The sequence below is a fragment of the Cupriavidus malaysiensis genome, from assembly GCF_001854325.1.
Classification (GTDB): Bacteria; Pseudomonadota; Gammaproteobacteria; order Burkholderiales; family Burkholderiaceae; genus Cupriavidus; species Cupriavidus malaysiensis.
The window spans coordinates 1860937-1879116 of the sequence record NZ_CP017754.1 but is presented as its reverse complement, the minus strand read 5'-3'; the positions used below and the strand labels follow the sequence as shown (position 1 = coordinate 1879116).

16 protein-coding genes are annotated in these 18180 nt (G+C 67.5%); 6 read left to right on the top strand and 10 right to left on the bottom strand.

Annotation, left to right across the window (positions count from 1 at the left end):
- The first annotated feature begins 67 nt into the window (after positions 1-67).
- Together BKK80_RS08190 and BKK80_RS08185 are read left to right on the top strand one after the other, a co-directional pair.
- On the top strand, positions 68-2257 hold the full coding sequence (locus tag BKK80_RS08190) for a beta strand repeat-containing protein (RefSeq protein WP_071068835.1): 2190 nt from the start codon (positions 68-70) through the stop codon (positions 2255-2257).
- A gap of 147 nt (positions 2258-2404) precedes the next feature.
- On the top strand, positions 2405-3082 hold the full coding sequence (locus BKK80_RS08185; protein ID WP_071068834.1) for a hypothetical protein: 678 nt from the start codon (positions 2405-2407) through the stop codon (positions 3080-3082).
- Between the two features lie 90 nt (positions 3083-3172).
- On the opposite strand, the gene BKK80_RS08180 is transcribed toward BKK80_RS08185, so the two are convergent.
- Both BKK80_RS08180 and BKK80_RS08175 read right to left on the bottom strand, forming a co-directional pair.
- A complete protein-coding gene (locus BKK80_RS08180) occupies positions 3173-3835 on the bottom strand; it encodes a hypothetical protein (RefSeq protein WP_071068833.1) in 663 nt (220 codons plus the stop codon).
- Entirely contained in the window at positions 3832-5520 is a 1689-nt protein-coding gene (locus BKK80_RS08175) for a site-specific integrase (protein WP_071068832.1), read from the bottom strand. The genes BKK80_RS08180 and BKK80_RS08175 overlap by 4 nt, the downstream gene beginning before the upstream one ends.
- 156 nt (positions 5521-5676) lie before the next feature.
- Here BKK80_RS08175 and mutS point away from each other — a divergent pair, with 156 nt between their 5' ends.
- On the top strand, positions 5677-8355 hold the full coding sequence (mutS, locus tag BKK80_RS08170; RefSeq protein ID WP_071068831.1) for a DNA mismatch repair protein MutS: 2679 nt from the start codon (positions 5677-5679) through the stop codon (positions 8353-8355).
- Entirely contained in the window at positions 8352-9434 is a 1083-nt protein-coding gene (locus BKK80_RS08165) for a hypothetical protein (RefSeq protein WP_236903732.1), read from the top strand. Before mutS ends, BKK80_RS08165 begins: the two co-directional genes overlap by 4 nt.
- A gap of 118 nt (positions 9435-9552) precedes the next feature.
- On the opposite strand, the gene BKK80_RS08160 is transcribed toward BKK80_RS08165, so the two are convergent.
- Positions 9553-10083 (bottom strand): FKBP-type peptidyl-prolyl cis-trans isomerase, encoded by a 531-nt coding sequence (locus tag BKK80_RS08160; RefSeq protein WP_071012166.1) that lies wholly within the window; start codon positions 10081-10083, stop codon positions 9553-9555.
- 11 nt (positions 10084-10094) lie between these two features.
- On the opposite strand from BKK80_RS08160, the gene BKK80_RS08155 reads away from it, so the two are divergent.
- Both BKK80_RS08155 and BKK80_RS35395 read left to right on the top strand, forming a co-directional pair.
- Positions 10095-11303, top strand: a complete 1209-nt coding sequence (locus BKK80_RS08155) for a cupin domain-containing protein (RefSeq protein WP_083384016.1) — start codon at positions 10095-10097, stop codon at positions 11301-11303.
- 203 nt (positions 11304-11506) lie between these two features.
- The gene (locus tag BKK80_RS35395; RefSeq protein ID WP_083384015.1) at positions 11507-11740 is read left to right on the top strand and encodes a hypothetical protein; all 234 of its coding nucleotides are present in this window, start codon (positions 11507-11509) and stop codon (positions 11738-11740) included.
- A gap of 102 nt (positions 11741-11842) precedes the next feature.
- Here BKK80_RS35395 and BKK80_RS08150 read toward each other — a convergent pair whose 3' ends face one another.
- From BKK80_RS08150 to BKK80_RS08120, 7 genes are all read right to left on the bottom strand, one after another.
- Positions 11843-12631, bottom strand: a complete 789-nt coding sequence (locus BKK80_RS08150; RefSeq protein ID WP_071037193.1) for an MBL fold metallo-hydrolase — start codon at positions 12629-12631, stop codon at positions 11843-11845.
- A gap of 51 nt (positions 12632-12682) precedes the next feature.
- A complete protein-coding gene (gene bamC, locus BKK80_RS08145) occupies positions 12683-13888 on the bottom strand; it encodes an outer membrane protein assembly factor BamC (protein WP_071012163.1) in 1206 nt (401 codons plus the stop codon).
- A gap of 47 nt (positions 13889-13935) precedes the next feature.
- Complete coding sequence (gene dapA, locus BKK80_RS08140) at positions 13936-14820, bottom strand: 4-hydroxy-tetrahydrodipicolinate synthase (protein WP_071012162.1); 885 nt, start codon at positions 14818-14820, stop codon at positions 13936-13938.
- Positions 14821-14945: 125 nt separating this feature from the next.
- Positions 14946-15542: a class I SAM-dependent methyltransferase gene (locus BKK80_RS08135; RefSeq protein ID WP_071012160.1), complete on the bottom strand. Its 597-nt coding sequence runs from the start codon at positions 15540-15542 to the stop codon at positions 14946-14948.
- Between the two features lie 14 nt (positions 15543-15556).
- Complete coding sequence (locus BKK80_RS08130; protein WP_071012158.1) at positions 15557-16762, bottom strand: tryptophan--tRNA ligase; 1206 nt, start codon at positions 16760-16762, stop codon at positions 15557-15559.
- A gap of 66 nt (positions 16763-16828) precedes the next feature.
- Positions 16829-17494, bottom strand: a complete 666-nt coding sequence (locus BKK80_RS08125; RefSeq protein WP_071012156.1) for a site-2 protease family protein — start codon at positions 17492-17494, stop codon at positions 16829-16831.
- 56 nt (positions 17495-17550) lie between these two features.
- Positions 17551-18174 (bottom strand): L-threonylcarbamoyladenylate synthase, encoded by a 624-nt coding sequence (locus tag BKK80_RS08120; protein WP_071012155.1) that lies wholly within the window; start codon positions 18172-18174, stop codon positions 17551-17553.
- Positions 18175-18180: the final 6 nt, after the last annotated feature.

Sequence of the window (18180 nt, the reverse complement as noted above, 5' to 3'; positions counted from 1 at the left end):
CCGATCGCTGCATCTCGTTTCACCCGCTGTCCGTCGTTCCAACCACCAACCTTGAGGAGACCTACACATGATGTTTGCATTTTCCCCTTCCACCCTGCGCCGCACGTCTCTGGCGCTGGCCGCGCTGACGCTTTTCGCGTCGATCTCGGCCCAAGCCCAGGTAGCGCAAGGCACGGGAGCCAGCGCCGACTCGTCGTCGGTGGCGTTGGGCAACAGCTCGACCGCCGCGAACTCCAGCGTCGCCGCGGGGGCCAACAGCACGGCCACCGGCATCTTCAGCACCTCCGTGGGCACCAGCTCGCAAGCCACCGCCCAGGACAGCACCGCCGTCGGCTACCAGTCGAATGCCTCAGCCACCGGTGCCACCGCGCTCGGTGACGGCGCCGCGGCCAGCGGTGTGAACGGGTTCGCCGGCGGAAGCGGTGCCAGCGCCTCGGGCTCCAACTCGGTCTCGGTCGGGACCAACGCTGTCGGAGCTGCGGACTACTCCATCTCGTTCGGCGACGGCGCCAACGTCGCCGCTGGGTCCACCAACGGCATCGCCGTGGGTCAGTCGTCCGGTGTCTTCGCGGTGGGCGGTATCTCCGTCGGTACGTCGGCCATGGTGTACGGTCTCTACGGGATCGCCGCCGGAGCGAACTCCCGCGCGACCGGCGCGTACAGCGTGTCCTTGGGCTACCAGGCGAACGCCTCGCAGGATTACAGCGTGGCCCTGGGCAACGGCTCGACGACCTACTCCGTGACCGGCACCTCCGGGATGACGATCCGGGGAACCGGGTACACCTTCGCAGGCGCCACGCCGACCGGCACCATCAGCGTGGGGACCGTGGGCGGTGAGCGCACGATCACCAACGTGGCCGCCGGCCAGGTGAACGCCAACAGCACCGACGCGGTGAACGGGTCGCAGCTCTACGCCGCCACCCAGGCGATCGAAGCCCTGACCAGCGCCTCCAGCCTGGTGGCCCAGCCGGGCGGTACGAACGGGACGATCACGGTGGGCGCTTCCACCGGTGGCACGACCGTGGACCTGACCGGTACCAGCGGTGCGCGCACCCTCACGGGGGTGGCCGCCGGTAGCGTGTCCTCGACCAGCACCGACGCGGTGAACGGTTCGCAGCTCAACGCGACCAACCAGAACGTGTCGACGCTGTCCAGCCAGGTGAGCACCAACACCTCGGCCATCGCGTCGAACACTTCGGCGATCACCTCGATCAACACCAACCTGAGCAACGGTACGGTGGGCCTCGTGCAGCAGACCGGTGGTGCCCCGGGCAACGGGACGATCACGGTGGGCGCGTCGACCGGCGGTACCACGGTGGACATCAGCGGGACCAGCGGTGCGCGCACCCTGACTGGTGTGGCCGCCGGCACGGGCAGCACCGACGCGGTGAACGTGGGTCAGCTCACCGCCGCGCTCGCCAACGTGACCAGCGCCACCTCCAACGCGGTGTCGTACGACAGCTCCGCGAAGACCAGCGTGACGCTGGGCGGCGTCGGGGCCACCACGCCGGTGATCTTCACCAACGTGGCACCCGGTGCGCTCACCGCCACCAGCACGAACGCGGTCAACGGTTCGCAGCTCTTTGCGACCAACCAGGCCGTGTCCTCGCTGGGCACCCGGGTCACCGCTCTGGAAGCTGCCGAAGGGACGTCCTCGGGGGTGTCCGCCGCCTACGTGCAGCAGCAGGTCGCTGCAGCCGTGTCCTCGGCGAACACCTACACCGACCAGCAGTCCGCTGCTGCGGTGACGTCGGCCAACGGGTACACCGATCAGGCGATCGCCAAGATCCCGACCACCGGTTCCGGTTCGGGTGATGCGACGACGGTCCTGCAGTCCGCGAACACCTACACGGACCAGCAGACCGCCCAGACCCTGTCGCAGTCGAAGACCTACACCGACCAGCAGGCCGCCCAGACGCTGTCCCAGTCGAAGAGCTACACCGATCAGCAGGTCGGCGCCCTCTCGAACAGCGTGGACCAGCGGTTCGACGCGGTGAACCGGGGGATGAACGACCTGAGCAACCGCATCGACGGTGTGGGGGCCATGTCCGCTGCGGCTGCGTCCGCGATGTACAACCCGGACAGCGCCCACGACACCCAGGCGGCCATCGGGGTGGCGAACTTCCGTGGTCAGTTCGGCTACTCGGTGAAGGTGTTCCACCGGTTCGGCCCGAACGCCGTGGTCAACCTCAACGTCGGGGGCGCCACCGGTGCGGCCGGCGTCGCGGTCGGCGGTGGGGTCAACATCGGGTTCTGACCCACGGCCCGACGTCGAGCACAACGCCCACCTCGGTGGGCGTTTGTCCATGCCAGGGCACGGGTTGACAGCCCTGGCAATGCTGCTAGATGTGGATCACGGACGCCCGCCCCGTCGCGCGGGCATCACTCGGGAGGAGACCCTTTCATGCTCAAAACGACCATCACCGCCGCACTGCTCGCCGCTTCGCTGGTCAACGGGGCCGCGATCGCTGCACCCCAGCCGTACACCCTGCTGAACGATCTGAAGACGCCGCAGCAACTGACCGCCGACGGTCAGGCCTCGGTCGAGGGCTACAGTTTCCTCCCCACCGATGGTTATAGCTTCCTCACCACCGGCTTCGTGCACGGTCTGGTGCTCGGTGAAGCGCTGCCGGCCCGCTGCTCGAAGAGCACCACGCCCGAGCAGCTCCCCTGCTCCATCCCCGTGCCGGGCGCGTCGAACCTCCACGTGATCGCCGGGCTGCACCCGGACGCCAACGACGGCGCGTACGAAACCAGCGCCCTGGCGGTGACCGGTCTGGGCAACACGATCGTGGGGATCGGTCAGCCCCTGGGCGCCACGGACGAAGCGGTGTCCGCCACCGCGAAGGACCTGCTGTTCTTCCTGGGTTCTCCCAGCGAAGCGAGCGCGAATCAGGCGACCTTCGACAAGACGACCTACGCCGTGACCATCGTGCGCGGCGAGGGCCCGACGGGTCCCTTCGCGAACGTGTGGGCGTATCGCAAGGCCGCGTTCCCGGTCACGAAGGTGCCGTACGTGGCGGGCACCGCGCCGATCGCCAACCTGCTGCGCTGGAAGCAGGAGGTCTTCATCGCCCCCTGAGCCGTGCCCACGGGCCCGCGCCGGATGTGAAAACGCCCCGAGTTCGGGTCGTTTGTCGTTGAAGCATCCAGGGGTTTTGGGGTTCGGGGTTCAGAAGGTTTTGCGCCCCGGTCCCGGTGGCAGGGGTTCGCCCCGCTCGTCGTCCAGCGCGTCGAACTCCGCCCGCAGGACCGCATCGTCCTGCCGAACCTGGCTGAGGCGCATGGCCTCGCCGAGCACCTCGGTGTACGCGTCGTGGAACGGCGTGCGCTCCCGCAGGTTCGGCCAAGGTCGTGCCATGGCTTCCGGCATCGGGAGCCAAACCACCTCCAACGACTTGTCGTCGAGCCGTTCGCCCAGAAGTTCCTCCGGCCCGGTCAACGCGTGCCCCACCAACTGGTCGGTGCCGACCTTGGCGAACCACGGTTGGTCGTCGAGCAGATCCGCCATGGTCTCGAAGCGCAGGGCCCGGCGGTCGCGAACTGTCGCCTCGCGCGGGTTGTTGACCTTGTGGTTCTCGCGCCAAGCCCGCAGATCCCGCATGAGGTACGTGACCGACGGCTTGCGGCCGGTGTGCTTAGGACCGTCCTCCTGCTTCGCCTGGGTGTAGACAGGCCCCCGCCCCTCGCTGCGCATGCGTTCCAGGGTGCGCGCGGAGCGCCCCAGGAACAGGGCGGCCACCGGCTCGCTCACGCTCTGTTCGTCGTGCAGCGACGCCGCGACGTTCATCCGCCGGACCGCCACCTCGTCGTCCAGCATTTCGATGCTGATCATGCTGCTTCTTCCTCGTCGTCGTCCTCGTCGTCCAGCGGCACCTTGTCCAGCCCTCGCACCTCAATGCCGGGCCGTGGGCTCGGCCATTTTAGCGGCTCGGGCTCCCACAAGGTCATCGGCGTGATGTCCGGCGACGTGGCGATCAGCATGTTGAAGAACGGTGGGTAGGTCGATAGGATGGTCAACTCCACCGTCTGCATTGCCTCACGCAGACGCTCAGCATCCGGGATGGTGTACCGGGTCGTGACGTTCGACAACTCCGCCTTGTTTTGCAGCGTGCGCGCGACGTTGGGCGTGACGGAATCCTCCTTGGCGATCCGCTGGTCAGTCTGGGACCGGGCGTTGACGAAGTGATTCAGCAGCTTTTTGGTCGTCTCCTCGCTGAAATGAAGGGTGTCGGTAACACCACCGAACGTACGCCTCAAGTCGTGCATACCCAGCGCCGACACCGGAACCTGAAAACGGGTGCCGTCCGGGTCTGTCTTGATCGTCCACTTGATGATCCCAGCGTCCCGGCATAGGTAGGTCCGCAGGGACTTGCTGTCCTTGTAGTGGGGGGTCTTGCGCAACCGCGACTCCGACCGGGGTGGGAAAACCCAACGCTTGCGGGACGCCCGACGGAACGGATCCGGGTCCGCTGCCGCTTCCTGGTCCCGGATCACCAGACGCTCCTCGAGGATCTTGCGCGCTCCCCGGCAAATACACAGGACAAAATCCAAGCGGTTCTTAGTGTCCCGCATGGTCACGTAGCCGTTCTCCAGATCGACGAACGACACCCGCGCGGCCTCCTCTGGCGTGATCTGGTCCAGCCACATGAGGTCGGAGCATTCCTGCGACCTGCACCCCCAGAGGGTCGCCAACAACAGGTAATCGCAACCGGTGCGGTTTTCCTTGCGCCGGTGGTAGATCGCTCGCAGCCACGGACCCATGCTCCTCTCAAGGGTGAGCGGCTGGCGCCGACCCGTCAGTTTGTAGTGGTTCTCCAGCTCCTGGCGTGTGCGGTACCGGTTTTTGAGGATGTTGAACGGGTTGTAGGTCAGCACCGGGCGCTCGGCCCGACGTTGGGCCATGCGCGCCTCCTTCTCCACCGCATGGTTCACCGCGGTGGACGCCCACCGGAAGGTTTGCTCCGCCGTCGTGGGAGCCTTCGCATTGATCGCCTCGAAAGCGTCGACGATCTCATCGTCCAGGAGGTCGTTGATCCGTTTGTTCTTCCAAACCTCGAGTTTGCGCACGGCCTTGTCGTAAGACCTTAAACTACTGGCTTTCGCCGGGCGCTTTCGGTGCATGAGGTCGTGCCTGTAAACGTCCAGCGCTTCGCCCAGCGTCAGATCCCGTTCGTCGCGGTTGCGTTTGTCCGGGCCCGGTGCCCGTCCCGTTTCGACGATGCCGTCCAGCACCTCGTGCGCTTTCTTGCGCGCCTGCTGAACGGTCATCTCCGTGACGCGGCCCAGGGTCGCGCGAATCACCGCGCCCGGTCCGGATGCGCGCACCCGCTTCTGAACGATGAACGACGCGTTGCTCGCGGTCACCTTGATGCCGAACCCCGTAGGGCCAATGGCGTCGGTGACCACGTACGGTTGCCGATCCGGGTTCGCCGGCCACTTGTCCGGTGGCACGCCGACCTCGGGTCGGACGTCGATGTGCAACGCGCTGGCGATGGTAGCTGTGATCTCGATTTTCATGATTTGTATGCCCGGATAAGCCTGTATGCCCAGAAACGACCTCGCAAGCCGATTCTATTACACTGGCATACGCCCGGCATACTTTTTGGTGCGGGCTATTGGCGGCAAATGCCACGCTACGCACCAGCATCAAACCCTTGGAGAGGCCCGCCCAGTATGGCGTTGAAGGAAACAGACCGTGAAAAGCCCGATGGAACGGACGGGGTAAAAGCCCATACGCCCTACATGCAGCAGTATCTCCGCATCAAGGCCGACCACCCCGATACCCTGCTCTTCTATCGCATGGGAGACTTCTACGAGCTCTTCCATGACGATGCCGAGAAGGCCGCGCGCCTGCTCGACATCACGCTGACCGCGCGCGGCGCCTCGAACGGCGTGCCGATCCGCATGGCCGGCATCCCCTTCCACTCGGTCGACCAGTACCTGGCCCGCCTGGTCAAACTGGGCGAGTCGGTGGCGATCTGCGAGCAGATCGGCGATCCGGCAACGAGCAAGGGGCCGGTCGAGCGCAAGGTGGTGCGCATCGTCACCCCCGGCACGCTGACCGATGCGGCGCTGCTGCCGGACAAGTCCGATACCTTCCTGCTGGCTGTGCACCAGCAGACCACGCGCCGCGGCGTCAGCAAGATCGGGCTGGCCTGGCTGAACCTGGCCAGCGGCGAGCTGCGCCTGATGGAGTGCGAGGTCGCGCAGCTGGCTCGCGAGCTGGAGCGGATCCGCCCGGCCGAGGTGCTGTATGCCGATGGCATCGAGCTGCCCGCGCTCGGCTGCGCGCGTACGCGGCTGCCGGAGTGGCATTTCGACCAGGAGGCCGGCACACGGCGCCTGCGCGAGCAGCTTGGCGTGGCCAGCCTGGACCCCTTCGGCTGCGCAGGCCTGGGCGCGGCCATCGGCGCCGCCGGCGCCTTGCTGAACTATGCGGCCAACACGCAGGGGCAGTCGCTGCGCCACGTGCAGAGCCTGCAGGTCGAGCGCGAGTCCGAGTTCGTCGGCCTGGATACCGCCACGCGGCGCAATCTCGAACTGACCGAGACACTGCGCGGCGGCGAGTCGCCGACCCTGTTCTCGCTGCTGGACACCTGTGCCACCACCATGGGCAGCCGGCTGCTGCGCCACTGGCTGCACCATCCGCTGCGCGACGCCGCGCAGCCACGCGCGCGCCAGCAGGCCATCGGCACGCTGATCGAGCAAGGCACCGACACCCTGCGCACGGCGCTGCGCCGGCTGGCCGACGTAGAGCGCATCACTGCGCGGCTGGCCCTGCTGAGCGCCCGCCCGCGCGACCTGTCTTCGCTGCGCGACACGCTGCGCGCGCTGCCCGAGGTGGCGGCCTGCGTGGCGGCCGACGACGGCGCGCCGCTGCTGGCGCTGACAGTGGGCGAACTGGAGGTGCCGCAGGCTTGCCTGGACCTGCTGCACGCGGCGGTGGCCGAGGAGCCGGCCGCCGCGGTCCGCGACGGCGGCGTGATCGCGCGCGGCTACGACGCCGCGCTCGACGAACTGCGCGACATCTCGGAAAACTGCGGCCAGTTTCTCATCGACCTGGAGACGCGCGAGCGCAGCCGCACCGGCATCGCCAACCTGCGCGTCGAGTACAACCGCGTGCACGGCTTCTATATCGAGGTGACCAACGGGCAGGCGGACAAGGTGCCCGATGACTACCGCCGCCGCCAGACGCTGAAGAACGCCGAGCGCTACATCACGCCGGAGCTGAAGGCCTTCGAGGACAAGGCCTTGTCGGCGCAGGACCGCGCGCTGGCGCGCGAGAAGCTGCTCTACGACGGCCTGCTGCAGAACCTGCTGCCGCACATCGGCGAACTCAAGCGCGTCGCCGGTGCGCTGGCTCGGCTGGACGTGCTGGCGGCGCTGGCCGAGCGCGCGCAGACGCTGGACTGGACCTGCCCGGAGCGCGTCGGCGAGAACGTTATCGATATCGTGCAGGGCCGCCATCCCGTGGTCGAGGGCCAGCTCGCCGCCGAGTCGGTGCCCTTCATCGCCAACGACAGCCAGCTCAACGAGGCGCGCAAGCTGTTGCTGATCACCGGCCCGAACATGGGCGGTAAGTCGACCTTCATGCGGCAGACCGCGCTGATCACGCTGCTGGCCTGCGTCGGCGCCTACGTGCCGGCGCGCCGTGCGGTGATCGGACCGATCGACCGCATCTTCACCCGCATCGGCGCCGCCGACGATCTCGCCGGCGGGCGCTCCACCTTCATGGTGGAGATGACCGAGGCGGCGGGCATCCTGCACCACGCCACGCCTTCCAGCCTGGTGCTGATGGACGAGATCGGCCGTGGCACCTCGACCTTCGACGGCCTTGCATTGGCCTGGGCGATCGCGCGCCACCTGCTGGCGCACAACCGCAGCCACACGCTGTTCGCCACCCATTACTTCGAACTGACCCAGCTGCCGCAGGAGTTTCCGCAGGCCGCCAACGTCCACCTGTCGGCGGTGGAGCACGGCGACGGCATCGTGTTCCTGCACGCTGTGCAGGACGGGCCGGCCAGCCAGAGCTACGGCCTGCAGGTGGCCCAGCTCGCCGGCGTGCCGCAAGCGGTGATCCGCGCCGCGCGCAAGCACCTGGCCTGGCTCGAACAGCAATCCGCCGATGCCACGCCGACGCCCCAGCTCGACCTCTTCGCCGCACCGCCGGCCCCGGAGGACGAGCAGGATGCCGAGACCGATGTCTCGCCGGCACCCGGCGGCTCGCCGATGGCGCAGGCCTTGCTGGATGCCATGGCGGGCGTCGACCCGGACAGCATGACGCCGCGCGATGCACTGGAAGCCCTCTATCGGCTCAAGGCGCTGGCCGTCGAGATGGCCGCTGGCGCATGACGCCGATCGCCAGGCCACGGCCGGGCCTGGCTGCTCGCCACCGTCGCGGCGTGGCACGCGCCCGGGCGTACCTGCTCGGCGCGCTGGCGCTGGCGGCCGCCCTGGCCCCAGCGGCCGGCCACGGGGCCCCGACGGCCCCGACCGGCCCGATCGTGCGCGTGGCGCTGCTGGCGGACCAGCCGCAGTGGCCGGCGGCGGAAGCCGCGGTCGGCCGGCTGCTGGCCAGCCTGGGCGAGCAGCGGCTGGACTTCGTGGTCCACGCCGGCGGCATCAAGGGTGACACCGAAAGCTGCGGCGACCACGTGCTCGATGCGCGCGAACGGTTGCTCGACGCTTCACCGTTACCACTCGTCTATGTGCCAGGCGAGGCCGAATGGGCCGAGTGCCAGCGTGCGGCGAGCGGCAGCTTCGACCCGCTCGAACGGCTGAACCGCCTGCGCGAACTGTTCTACGCCAGCGATGCCTCGCTCGGCCAGCGCACCATCCCGCTGATGCGGCAATCCGACCAGGCCACCTTCCGCAGCTTCCGCGAGAACGTGCGCTGGCGCGCCGGTCCGGTCATGATGGTGGGAATGAACCTGCCCGGCGACAACAACCACTACCTGGCCGAGGGCGGGCGCAACGGTGAATTCGAGGACCGGCGCGAAGCCAACCACCAGTGGCTGGCGCGCGCCTTCTTCCTGGCGCAGCAGCAGAACCTGGCCGGCCTCGTGCTGGTCGTGCACGGCGACCCGCAATTCGGCAACGGCTGGGAGCACCGCGGCAGGCCTACCCTGCTCGATGCTTTCGTCAGCCGCCGCAAGCGCGATGGCTTCCTCGAGTTCAAGCGGCAGCTGCGCGAGCTGACGGCGCGCTTCCGCGGCCAGGTGCTGCTGATCCATGCCAGCCTGAAGGGCTTCGGCATCGACACGCCCTTGCGCGATGCCAACGGCAAGACCCTGCGCAACTTCAAGCGGATCACGCTGCCGACGGGCGCCTCCGGACAATGGGCGGAGTTGCGCATCACGCCGGCCTCACCGGAGTTGTTCAGCGTGAGCGTCAAGGATGCGCCCGGCGGCACGGGCGAAGACGGCGACTGAGCCCGACCGGCCGCGGCGCTGCGATCGTGCGACGGCGCGATGACGCGGCCGCACCAAAGCAGAAGGCCGGCGCAAGGCCGGCCTTCCCGATCTGGTGGATGCGCGCCTTGCGGCGGAATCAATGCAGCGTACGTCCGCCCTCTTCGCCGTCTTCGTCCTCGTCGACCACTTCCACACCCGAGGCGCCATGGGCATGGCCATGCTCGACTTCGTCGGCGGTCGCCTCACGCACTTCCGACACCTTGAGCCAGAAGCGCAGCGCCATGCCGGCCAGCGGGTGGTTGCCGTCCAGCACGACCTTGTCCTCGGCCACGTCGGTGACGGTGTAGATGATGGAATCGTCGTCGTCACCGTCCTCGGGTACGCCCTCGAACTGCATGCCGACTTCGAGCGGCTCCGGGAAACGGTTACGCGGCTCTACCTTGACCAGCTCCGCATCGTAATCGCCGAACGCATCCTCGGGCTCGAGCTGCAGCTGGGTCTCGAAGCCTGTGTCGTGGCCGTCCAGCGCTTCCTCGATCTTGGGGAACGTGCCATCATAGCCGCCGTGCAAATAGACCATGGGCTCGTCCGACTCCTCGATCAGATTGCCCTGCGCGTCCGACAGCTTGTACACCACGGACACCACCGTGTTCTTAGCGATTTTCAATTCTTGACTCCATGAACGATTCCGCATTATACGCGCAGGCCCTGCCGCCCGGCCCCATCGACCCGGACGAGCCGCTGGACCTGCTGGGCGGCCTGACGCCGGCTGCCTTCATGCGCGATATCTGGCAACGTAAACCGCTGTTGATTCGACAAGCCGTACCGGGAATCGTGCCCCCGGTATCGGCCGAGTCTCTTCTGGAACTGGCCGATCGCGACGAGGTCGAATCGCGCCTCGTCACGCACTTCCGCAACCGCTGGAAGCTCGAACACGGCCCCTTCGCGGCCGACAACCTGCCCTCGCGCAAGACGCGCCAGTGGACGCTGCTGGTGCAGGGCGTGAATCTCCACAATAATGCAGCCGCCGAGCTGCTGGCGCAATTCCGCTTCGTGCCGGACGCGCGCCTCGACGACCTGATGATCAGCTATGCCACCGACGGTGGCGGCGTGGGCCCGCACTTCGACTCCTACGATGTCTTCCTGCTGCAGGTCTCCGGCCGCCGGCGCTGGCGTATCTCGTCGCAGACCGCGCTGGAGCTGATTCCCGGACTGCCACTCAAGATCCTGGCCGACTTCAGTGCGGAACAGGAATGGGTGCTGGAACCGGGTGACATGCTTTACCTGCCGCCGCAGTATGCGCATGACGGTATCGCCGAAGGCGAGTGCATGACCTGTTCGATCGGATTCCGTGCTCCCGCCTATCGCGAACTTGCCGGCCACTTCCTGGCCTGGCTGTCGGAAACCGTCGAGGACAATGAAGCGTTGTCGGGACGCTACAGCGACGCTGGACAAAACGCCACTGAGCATCCTGCGCAAATGCCCGCCGATCTGGTGCGTGCGGTCAGCACGCGGCTCAAGGCAATGCGCTGGTCCGAGGCCGATGTCTCGGAGTTCCTCGGTGCCCACCTGTCCGAGCCGAAGCCGACCGTCGAATTCCGCGAGCCCTCATCGATCTCCCTGCGAAAATTCGAAAAACTGGCACGAATTCATGGCATCGTGCTGGCTCCTGCCTCGATCGCCCTCTATGATCGTAACCACTTCTTTCTCAACGGCGAGGCCTACGAGCCACCCGCGGAGTTGGCAAAATGGCTGCGCAAGCTGGCGGATCGGCGCAGCCTGAGCGCCGCCGACGTGGCTGCCAGCGCGAATCTTCCCGACCTGATGGAGACATTTCATCACTGGCTGGAGGAAGGCTGGCTGCTGCTGGCGCCAGCAGCACTGTAATAATGCGTAACACTGGAATCCCCAGATTTCCACGCTACACAAGGCGGGAAAACGCGGATATAATCGTCGGCTGGCTAGTACTGTGTACCACTGCATTTGTTGGCACCCGGGAGGGCCTCTATTTTGCAGTACAAGAGCGATAATTACCGGTAATTATTGATCGCCTGGTTGTTTTCCGTCATTACAAAGTTAAAGGACGAACAATGAAGAAGTCTCTCCTGATCGCTTCGCTGCTGGCCGCCGTGGCCCTCGCCGCTTGCGGCAAGAAGGAAGAAGCTGCTGCTCCGGCCGAAGCCTCGGCTCCCGCTGCTGCCGCTCCCGCTGAAGCCGCTTCGGCTCCGGCTGCTGAAGCCTCGGCTCCCGCCGCTGAAGCCTCGGCTCCGGCTGCTGACGCATCGGCTCCCGCCGCTGACGCATCGGCTGCTGCTGGCAAGTAATTCCAGCCAGACGCTGAAAGAAAGAGCCGGCCGCGAGGCCGGCTTTTTTTATTGGGTGCGGGATCGGCGGACGCCTGCCCGCCACCGCACTCCCCGCCCGCCTCAGGCGCGCACCGGCTGCCAGTCCAGGCCCGCCTCCTGATCCGCCACCAGGATCTCCGCCCGCCCCTCCCCCAGCACCCCCGCCAGCGCACTGGTCGCCAGCTCCCGGGTATTGTTCTGCTTGCTCAGGTGCGCCGCCACCACCCGCTCCAGGCCATCATGGACGACACAAGCCAGGATCTCGGCCGCCACTTCATTGGCCAGATGGCCGAAGTCGCCCCCGATGCGGCGCTTCAGTGAGGGAGGATAGGCGGAGTTGCGCAGCAGTTCGCGATCATGGTTGCACTCCAGCACAAGTGCATGAACGCCCGACAGCCGCGCCGTGACATAGGGCGTCAGCATGCCGGCGTCGGTCAGCACGCCGAGGCGCGCGTCGCCGTCGCCGAGTACAAACTGCAGTGGCTCGCGCGCGTCGTGCGGCACCGTGTACGGAAGGATCTCGAGATCGCCGACGGCGAAGGGATGATCGGCACCGCAAACCCGCACATCGGCGTGCGCGGCACCACGCAAGTGCGAGGTCGCGAGCCAGGTGCCATGGCTGGTGTAGACCGGCAGCCCATGGCGCGCGGCGAAAGCGTAGGCGGAACCGACGTGATCGCCATGCTCGTGGGTCACCAGCACCGCGTCCAGCTGGTCCGGCTGCACGCCCAGGCGCTCGAGCCGGCGCGCGGTCTCGCGCAGGCCGAAGCCGCAGTCCAGCAGCACGCGCGTGGCCGTTGCCCCCGCACAGGATTCGATCAGCAGCGAATTGCCTTCGCTGCCGCTACCGAGGAAACCGAAGCGCATCATGCCGGCACCTGGCGGTGCCGGCGGGTCGATTGCCGTGCAGGCACGGCCGTCTTAGCGGAGCTGCTCGTCGAGCAGCGACAGGATGCGCTTGCCGATATCGCTGGACTCGGGCTGGCCGGCGTCGTTCAGCACCGTGACCACGGTGCCGGTGCCGTCGCCCTTCAGCGCGACGCGGTACTTCTTCGCCGATTTCGCATCGTTCGGCTTGGTGAACAGCTTGGAGAAGAAGCCCCGGCTGTCGGCGACGTCGCGCGTATCGACATAGCGCACGTAGTACAGGCCTTGCGAGCGGTCGCGATCCTCGACGGTGAAGTTGACGCGATCCAGTGCCAGGCCGACCGCGCGCCAGGCGCGATCGAAGGGCTCGCCCATCTGCAGGGCCTGCACGCCGTTGACCTGGGTCAGCAGGGACTTGCCGCCGGAACCCGGCACATTGACCTCGGCGGCCGCGGCATTGGTGCCGGTGGTCTTCTTGGCCATGGCCTGCGCCTGCTCCTTCTGCACGCCAAGGCGTTGCGCCAGGCGCGCCAGGAAGGTGGCTTCGAGCTCCGGATCGGCCGGGCGCGCGGTCCACACGGTGTTGGACTTGTCGATGCCGGTCAACTGTTCCTGCGCACCGCGGTGGCTGATGTAAACCTCGAGCGTGCCGTTGGCGCCGCGCTCGACGCGCGTGCGGAACTTGTCGCGTTCGGAGGTGGAGTACAGGCCGTCGAAGACCTTTCCGATCGTGTTGCGGATGAAGTCCTGCGGGATCTTGGCGCGGTTCTCGGCCCAGTCCGTCTCCATCACACCGGTCTCGGGCGAATCCTGCACCAGCAGGAAGCCATTCTCCTGCCAGAAGCTGCGCAGCGTCTCCCACAGCTGGTCGGCGCGCGTGCCGTTGCTGATCACCAGCCAGCGCTGGTTGCCATCACGCTCCATGCGGATGCCGTTGGCGACCGGCAGCACGTTCTCGGCCGGAGCCTGCTCCTGCACCTTGGTCGCCTGCTTGTAGTCGGACAGCGTCGACGAATTGCCGTCGGCCGCGGTAGCGCCCGGCACCGAGTAGCGGCGATCGCCCTCCAGCTTGGTCAGGTCGGGCGGAACGTCCAGCTTGGGGCCGCGCTTGCTGGAGGCGGCGGACTTATAGTCGATCTTGTCGGGCTGCATCATATCGTTGATGCTGCTGCAGCCGGACACGGCACCGATGGCCAGCAGGGGCACGACCAAGGCGGCGTGGCGCACAGGCAGCGCGCCGCGGTTAAGCTTCAGTTTCATTGACACGCAATCCTAGAGAAGGGAATGACGGCGGGAGACGCGCGTGATCAGGCCAGCAGGCCGGCCGCCGACAACGCCTTGCGCACGGTGTCGTGGTATTGCGGCGAAAGCGGCGTCAGCGGCAGGCGGATGCCACCCGGCATCCGGCCCATCTGCTGGAGCGCCCACTTGACGGGGATCGGGTTGGCTTCGACGAACATCGCCTTGTTCAGGGCGATCAGTTCCATGTGCAGGCGGCGCGCGGTCTGCACATCACCCTTCAGCGCCGCCACGCACATCTCATGCATCTTGCGCGGCGCCACGTTGGCGGTGACCGAGATATTGCCCTGGCCGCCCAGCAGGATCAGCGCCACCGCGGTGGGGTCGTCGCCGCTGTAGATGGAGAAACCGGCCGGCGCTTCGTGGATCAGCTGCGCGGCACGGTCGATATTGCCCGTGGCTTCCTTGACACCGACGATGCCGGGCACCTGCGCCAGGCGCAGGATGGTGTCGTTGCTCATGTCGGCAACGGTGCGCCCCGGCACGTTGTACAGCAGCACCGGCAGGTCGACCGCTTCCGCGATGGTGCGGAAATGGCGGTACATGCCTTCCTGGGTCGGCTTGTTGTAGTACGGCACGACCTGCAGCGAAGCGTCGGCACCCACCTGCTTGGCGAAGGCGGTCAGCTCGATCGCCTCCTGCGTGGAGTTGCCACCGGTACCGGCGATGATCGGGATGCGCTTGCCGGCCTGCTCCACGGCCACACGGATCAGCTCGCAGTGCTCATCGACGTTGACGGTGGGCGATTCGCCCGTGGTGCCCACGATGACGATGGCGTCGGTGCCTTCGGCCACGTGCCAGTCGATCAGCGCGCGCAGCGCCGGGTAGTCGAGGCTGCCGTCCTCCTGCATCGGGGTGACGATCGCCACGATGCTGCCGGTAATCTGTGTCATAGGAATGGGTTTCTGGAGATGCAAATATTGCGATTGTACCGGATACCACCGGCCCGCCGACCGCGGGTTCGACCGCGCCGCCCCTAGGTAGTTCCCTGCCCGGGCGCGCCGGCCCGGGCTTGGGCTCAGGCCGGCAGCGGATAGCGTGGCGGCCCCGCCGCCCCCTGCTCGCGCGCGGTTTCGCGCACGGCACACAGCCGCTGCACGAACGCCGTTTTCGGCACTTGCAGCAGGCCGTCCTCGTAGCCGACCACGCGCAGGTGTCCATGCACCGCCTCGAGCAGTTCGCCCGGGCGCAGCAGGAAATCGGGATTGGACGGCCTGCCGACGGTCTCGTTGCCGCTGGCGAAGGTTTCGTAGATCAGCACGCCGCCGGGCGCCAGGGCGCCGAGCAGGTGCGGCCACAGCGGCCGGTGCAGGTAGTTGGTGACGACGATGGCATCGAAGGGTGCCTCGCCGGCCAGCGGCCAGTCACCCTGCTCGAGGTCCGCCTGCCTGCCGGCCACGCCGGCCGGCAGCGCGGCCACGGCCTGGGCATCGCGGTCGACACCCAGCACCGTGTGGCCGCGCTGCGCGAACCAGCGCGCATGGCGGCCGCCGCCGCAGGCGAGATCCAGCACCCGCCCGCCCGGCCGCACCAGGTGCGCCCAGCGCGTCACCCAGGACGAGGGTTCGCCCAGGCCCGGGTGGGAGGCGGCCGGCGAGGCGCCAGGGATTGCCATCGTCACGCCGGAGCTCAGCGGTAGCCCAGGCCCATGGCGTCGCGCACTTCGCGCATGGTCTCGCGCGCGACTTCGGAGGCCTTCGCGCAGCCGTGGTCGACGATGTCGCGCAGCAGCGCCGGGTTGTCCATGTATTGCTGCGCCCGCTCCAGCATCGGCTGCTGCTCGCGCAGGATGCCATCGATGACCGGCTGCTTGCACTCGATGCAGCCGATGCCGGCGCTGCGGCAGCCCTTTTCCACCCATTCGCGGGTCGGCTCGTCGGAATAGACCTGGTGCAGTTGCCACACCGGGCAGCGCGCCGGCTCGCCCGCATCGCTGCGGCGCACCCGGGCCGGGTCGGTCGGCATGGTGCGCACTTTCTTCTCGACCGAGTCCTTGGTCTCGCGCATGCGGATGGTATTGCCATAGGACTTCGACATCTTCTGCCCGTCCAGCCCCGGCATGCGCGACGCGGCGGTCAGCAGCGCCTGCGGCTCGACCAGGATGGTGCGGCGCGAGCCGGCCAGGTAGCCCAGCAGCAGTTCGCGGTCGGCCGCCGACAGGCTCTGCGACTGCGCCACCAGGGCGCGGCCCTCCTCCAGCGACTCCTGTGCGCCCTGCTCCTGGAAGGCCTTGCGCAGTTCCAGGAAGGCCTTGGTGCGCTTGCCACCGAGCTTCTTGGCCGCCTCCTGCGCCAGCTCCTCGAAGCCGGGCTGGCGCCCGTACAGGTAGTTGAAGCGGCGCGCGATCTCGCGCGTGATCTCCACGTGCGGCACCTGGTCCTCGCCGACCGGTACCCAGGCGGCGCGATAGATCAGGATATCGGCCGCCTGCAGCAGCGGGTAGCCGAGGAAGCCGTAGGTGGCCAGGTCCTTGTCCTTGAGCTTCTCGATCTGGTCCTTGTAGGTCGGCACGCGCTCCAGCCAGCCCAGCGGCGTGCCCATCGCCAGCAGCGTGAACAGTTCGGCGTGCTCGGGCACGCGGCTCTGGATGAAGAGCGTGGCCTGCTCGGGATCGACCCCGGCGGCCAGCCAGTCGATCAGCATCTCCCATACCGATTGGCCGATCACCTCGGGCGACTCGTAGTGCGTGGTCAGCGCATGCCAGTCCGCGACAAAGTAGAAACAGGGGTGCTGGGCCTGCAGCTGGACCCAGTTCTTCAGCACGCCGTGGTAGTGGCCCAGGTGCAGCGCACCGGTGGGCCGCATGCCGGAGAGAACGCGATCGGGGAACGTCATGATTGTGATGGGGAAGCGGTTGATTCGGGAAAGACGCGATGGCTCGCGGCTCGGTGCATCAGTACATCAGTGGATCAAGGCGAGCAGCGGCCGCAGCATCAGCTCGACCAGTGAGCTGAGCAGGTTGACTACCGGGCGCATCCAGACCTGCGTGATGACCCCGGCGGCGACCAGCGCCAGCACGATGAAGATCCCGTAAGGTTCGATGCGCGCGACCGCGTAGGCGATACGCTGCGGCAGCAGCGCGGTCAGCACGCGGCCGCCGTCCAGCGGCGGGACCGGGAACAGGTTGAAGGCCGCCACGACCAGGTTCACCAGCACGCCGGCGCGCGCCATCTCGACGAAGAACGGCTCCTGCACATGCGCCATCAGCAGTCCCAGGGCCATCAGGGCCCACAGGAAGGCCTGCGCCACATTGCTGCCGGGTCCGGCCAGCGCGACCCACATGCCGTGCCAGCGCGGATTGCGCAGGCGGTCGAAGGCGACCGGCACCGGCTTGGCGTAGCCGAACACGAACTGGCCGCCGGTCAGGAAGTACAGCAGCAGCGGCACCGCGATGGTGCCGATGGGGTCGACGTGGCGCAGCGGATTAAGGCTGACGCGTCCCAGCACGTAGGCCGTGTTGTCGCCGAAAAGCTTGGCCACGTAGCCGTGCGCCGCCTCGTGCAGCGTGATAGCGAACAGCACCGGCAGGGCGTAGACCGCGAAAGTCTGGATAAGGGAGGAGTCCATGGAACGCTATTGTACCGGGCGGGCCGGTCGCCCCGGCAGGCGGCCGGCGGGCTGGCTCACAGGCCGAAGCGCGCGATATCACCCCGTCCGGCGCGCACCAGCACGGGCTCGCCGCTGGTCAGGTCGATCACGGTGGAAGGCTGGGCAGGCGCCGGGCCGCCGCAGATGACGAGATCGAGCAGTTTCTCCAGGCGCGCGCGGATCTGCGCCGGATCGTTGAGGGGCACCTCGTCGCCGGGCAGCTGCAGCGTGGCGGACAGCAGCGGCTCGCCCGTCTCCGCCAGCAAGGCCTGCGCGATGGCGTTGTCGGGCACGCGCACGCCGATGGTCTTACGCGACGGATGCGAGAGCCGGCGCGGCACCTCCTTGGTGGCCTCCAGGATGAAGACATAGGCCCCGGGCGTGGCGCCCTTGAGCCAGCGATACTGGCGGTTGTCGACGCGCGCGAAGTTGCCCAGCTCGGACAGGTCGCGGCACATCAACGTCAGGTGGTGCTTGTCGTCGATGCCGCGCAGGCGCCGCAGGCGCTCCACCGCCGTCTTGTCGTCCAGGCGGCAGGCCAGCGCATAGCAGGAATCGGTCGGCAGCGCGACCAGGCCGCCCTGGGCGATGATCTGCGCGGCCTGCTTGATCAGGCGCGGCTGCGGATTGAGCGGGTGAGTATCGAAGAACTGGGACATGGGGGC

Excerpts from the sequence above, each read along its gene's own strand:
- dapA (WP_071012162.1), bottom strand. The coding sequence starts at position 14,820 with ATGACACAGATTACCGGCAGCATCGTGGCGATCGTCACCCCGATGCAG.
- BKK80_RS08155 (WP_083384016.1), top strand. The coding sequence starts at position 10,095 with ATGAACGATTCCGCATTATACGCGCAGGCCCTGCCGCCCGGCCCCATC.
- BKK80_RS08130 (WP_071012158.1), bottom strand. The coding sequence starts at position 16,762 with ATGACGTTCCCCGATCGCGTTCTCTCCGGCATGCGGCCCACCGGTGCG.
- BKK80_RS08150 (WP_071037193.1), bottom strand. The coding sequence starts at position 12,631 with ATGATGCGCTTCGGTTTCCTCGGTAGCGGCAGCGAAGGCAATTCGCTG.
- mutS (WP_071068831.1), top strand. The coding sequence starts at position 5,677 with ATGGCGTTGAAGGAAACAGACCGTGAAAAGCCCGATGGAACGGACGGG.
- BKK80_RS35395 (WP_083384015.1), top strand. The coding sequence starts at position 11,507 with ATGAAGAAGTCTCTCCTGATCGCTTCGCTGCTGGCCGCCGTGGCCCTC.
- bamC (WP_071012163.1), bottom strand. The coding sequence starts at position 13,888 with ATGAAACTGAAGCTTAACCGCGGCGCGCTGCCTGTGCGCCACGCCGCC.
- BKK80_RS08165 (WP_236903732.1), top strand. The coding sequence starts at position 8,352 with ATGACGCCGATCGCCAGGCCACGGCCGGGCCTGGCTGCTCGCCACCGT.
- BKK80_RS08120 (WP_071012155.1), bottom strand. The coding sequence starts at position 18,174 with ATGTCCCAGTTCTTCGATACTCACCCGCTCAATCCGCAGCCGCGCCTG.
- BKK80_RS08185 (WP_071068834.1), top strand. The coding sequence starts at position 2,405 with ATGCTCAAAACGACCATCACCGCCGCACTGCTCGCCGCTTCGCTGGTC.
- BKK80_RS08190 (WP_071068835.1), top strand. The coding sequence starts at position 68 with ATGATGTTTGCATTTTCCCCTTCCACCCTGCGCCGCACGTCTCTGGCG.
- BKK80_RS08175 (WP_071068832.1), bottom strand. The coding sequence starts at position 5,520 with ATGAAAATCGAGATCACAGCTACCATCGCCAGCGCGTTGCACATCGAC.
- BKK80_RS08125 (WP_071012156.1), bottom strand. The coding sequence starts at position 17,494 with ATGGACTCCTCCCTTATCCAGACTTTCGCGGTCTACGCCCTGCCGGTG.
- BKK80_RS08135 (WP_071012160.1), bottom strand. The coding sequence starts at position 15,542 with ATGGCAATCCCTGGCGCCTCGCCGGCCGCCTCCCACCCGGGCCTGGGC.
- BKK80_RS08180 (WP_071068833.1), bottom strand. The coding sequence starts at position 3,835 with ATGATCAGCATCGAAATGCTGGACGACGAGGTGGCGGTCCGGCGGATG.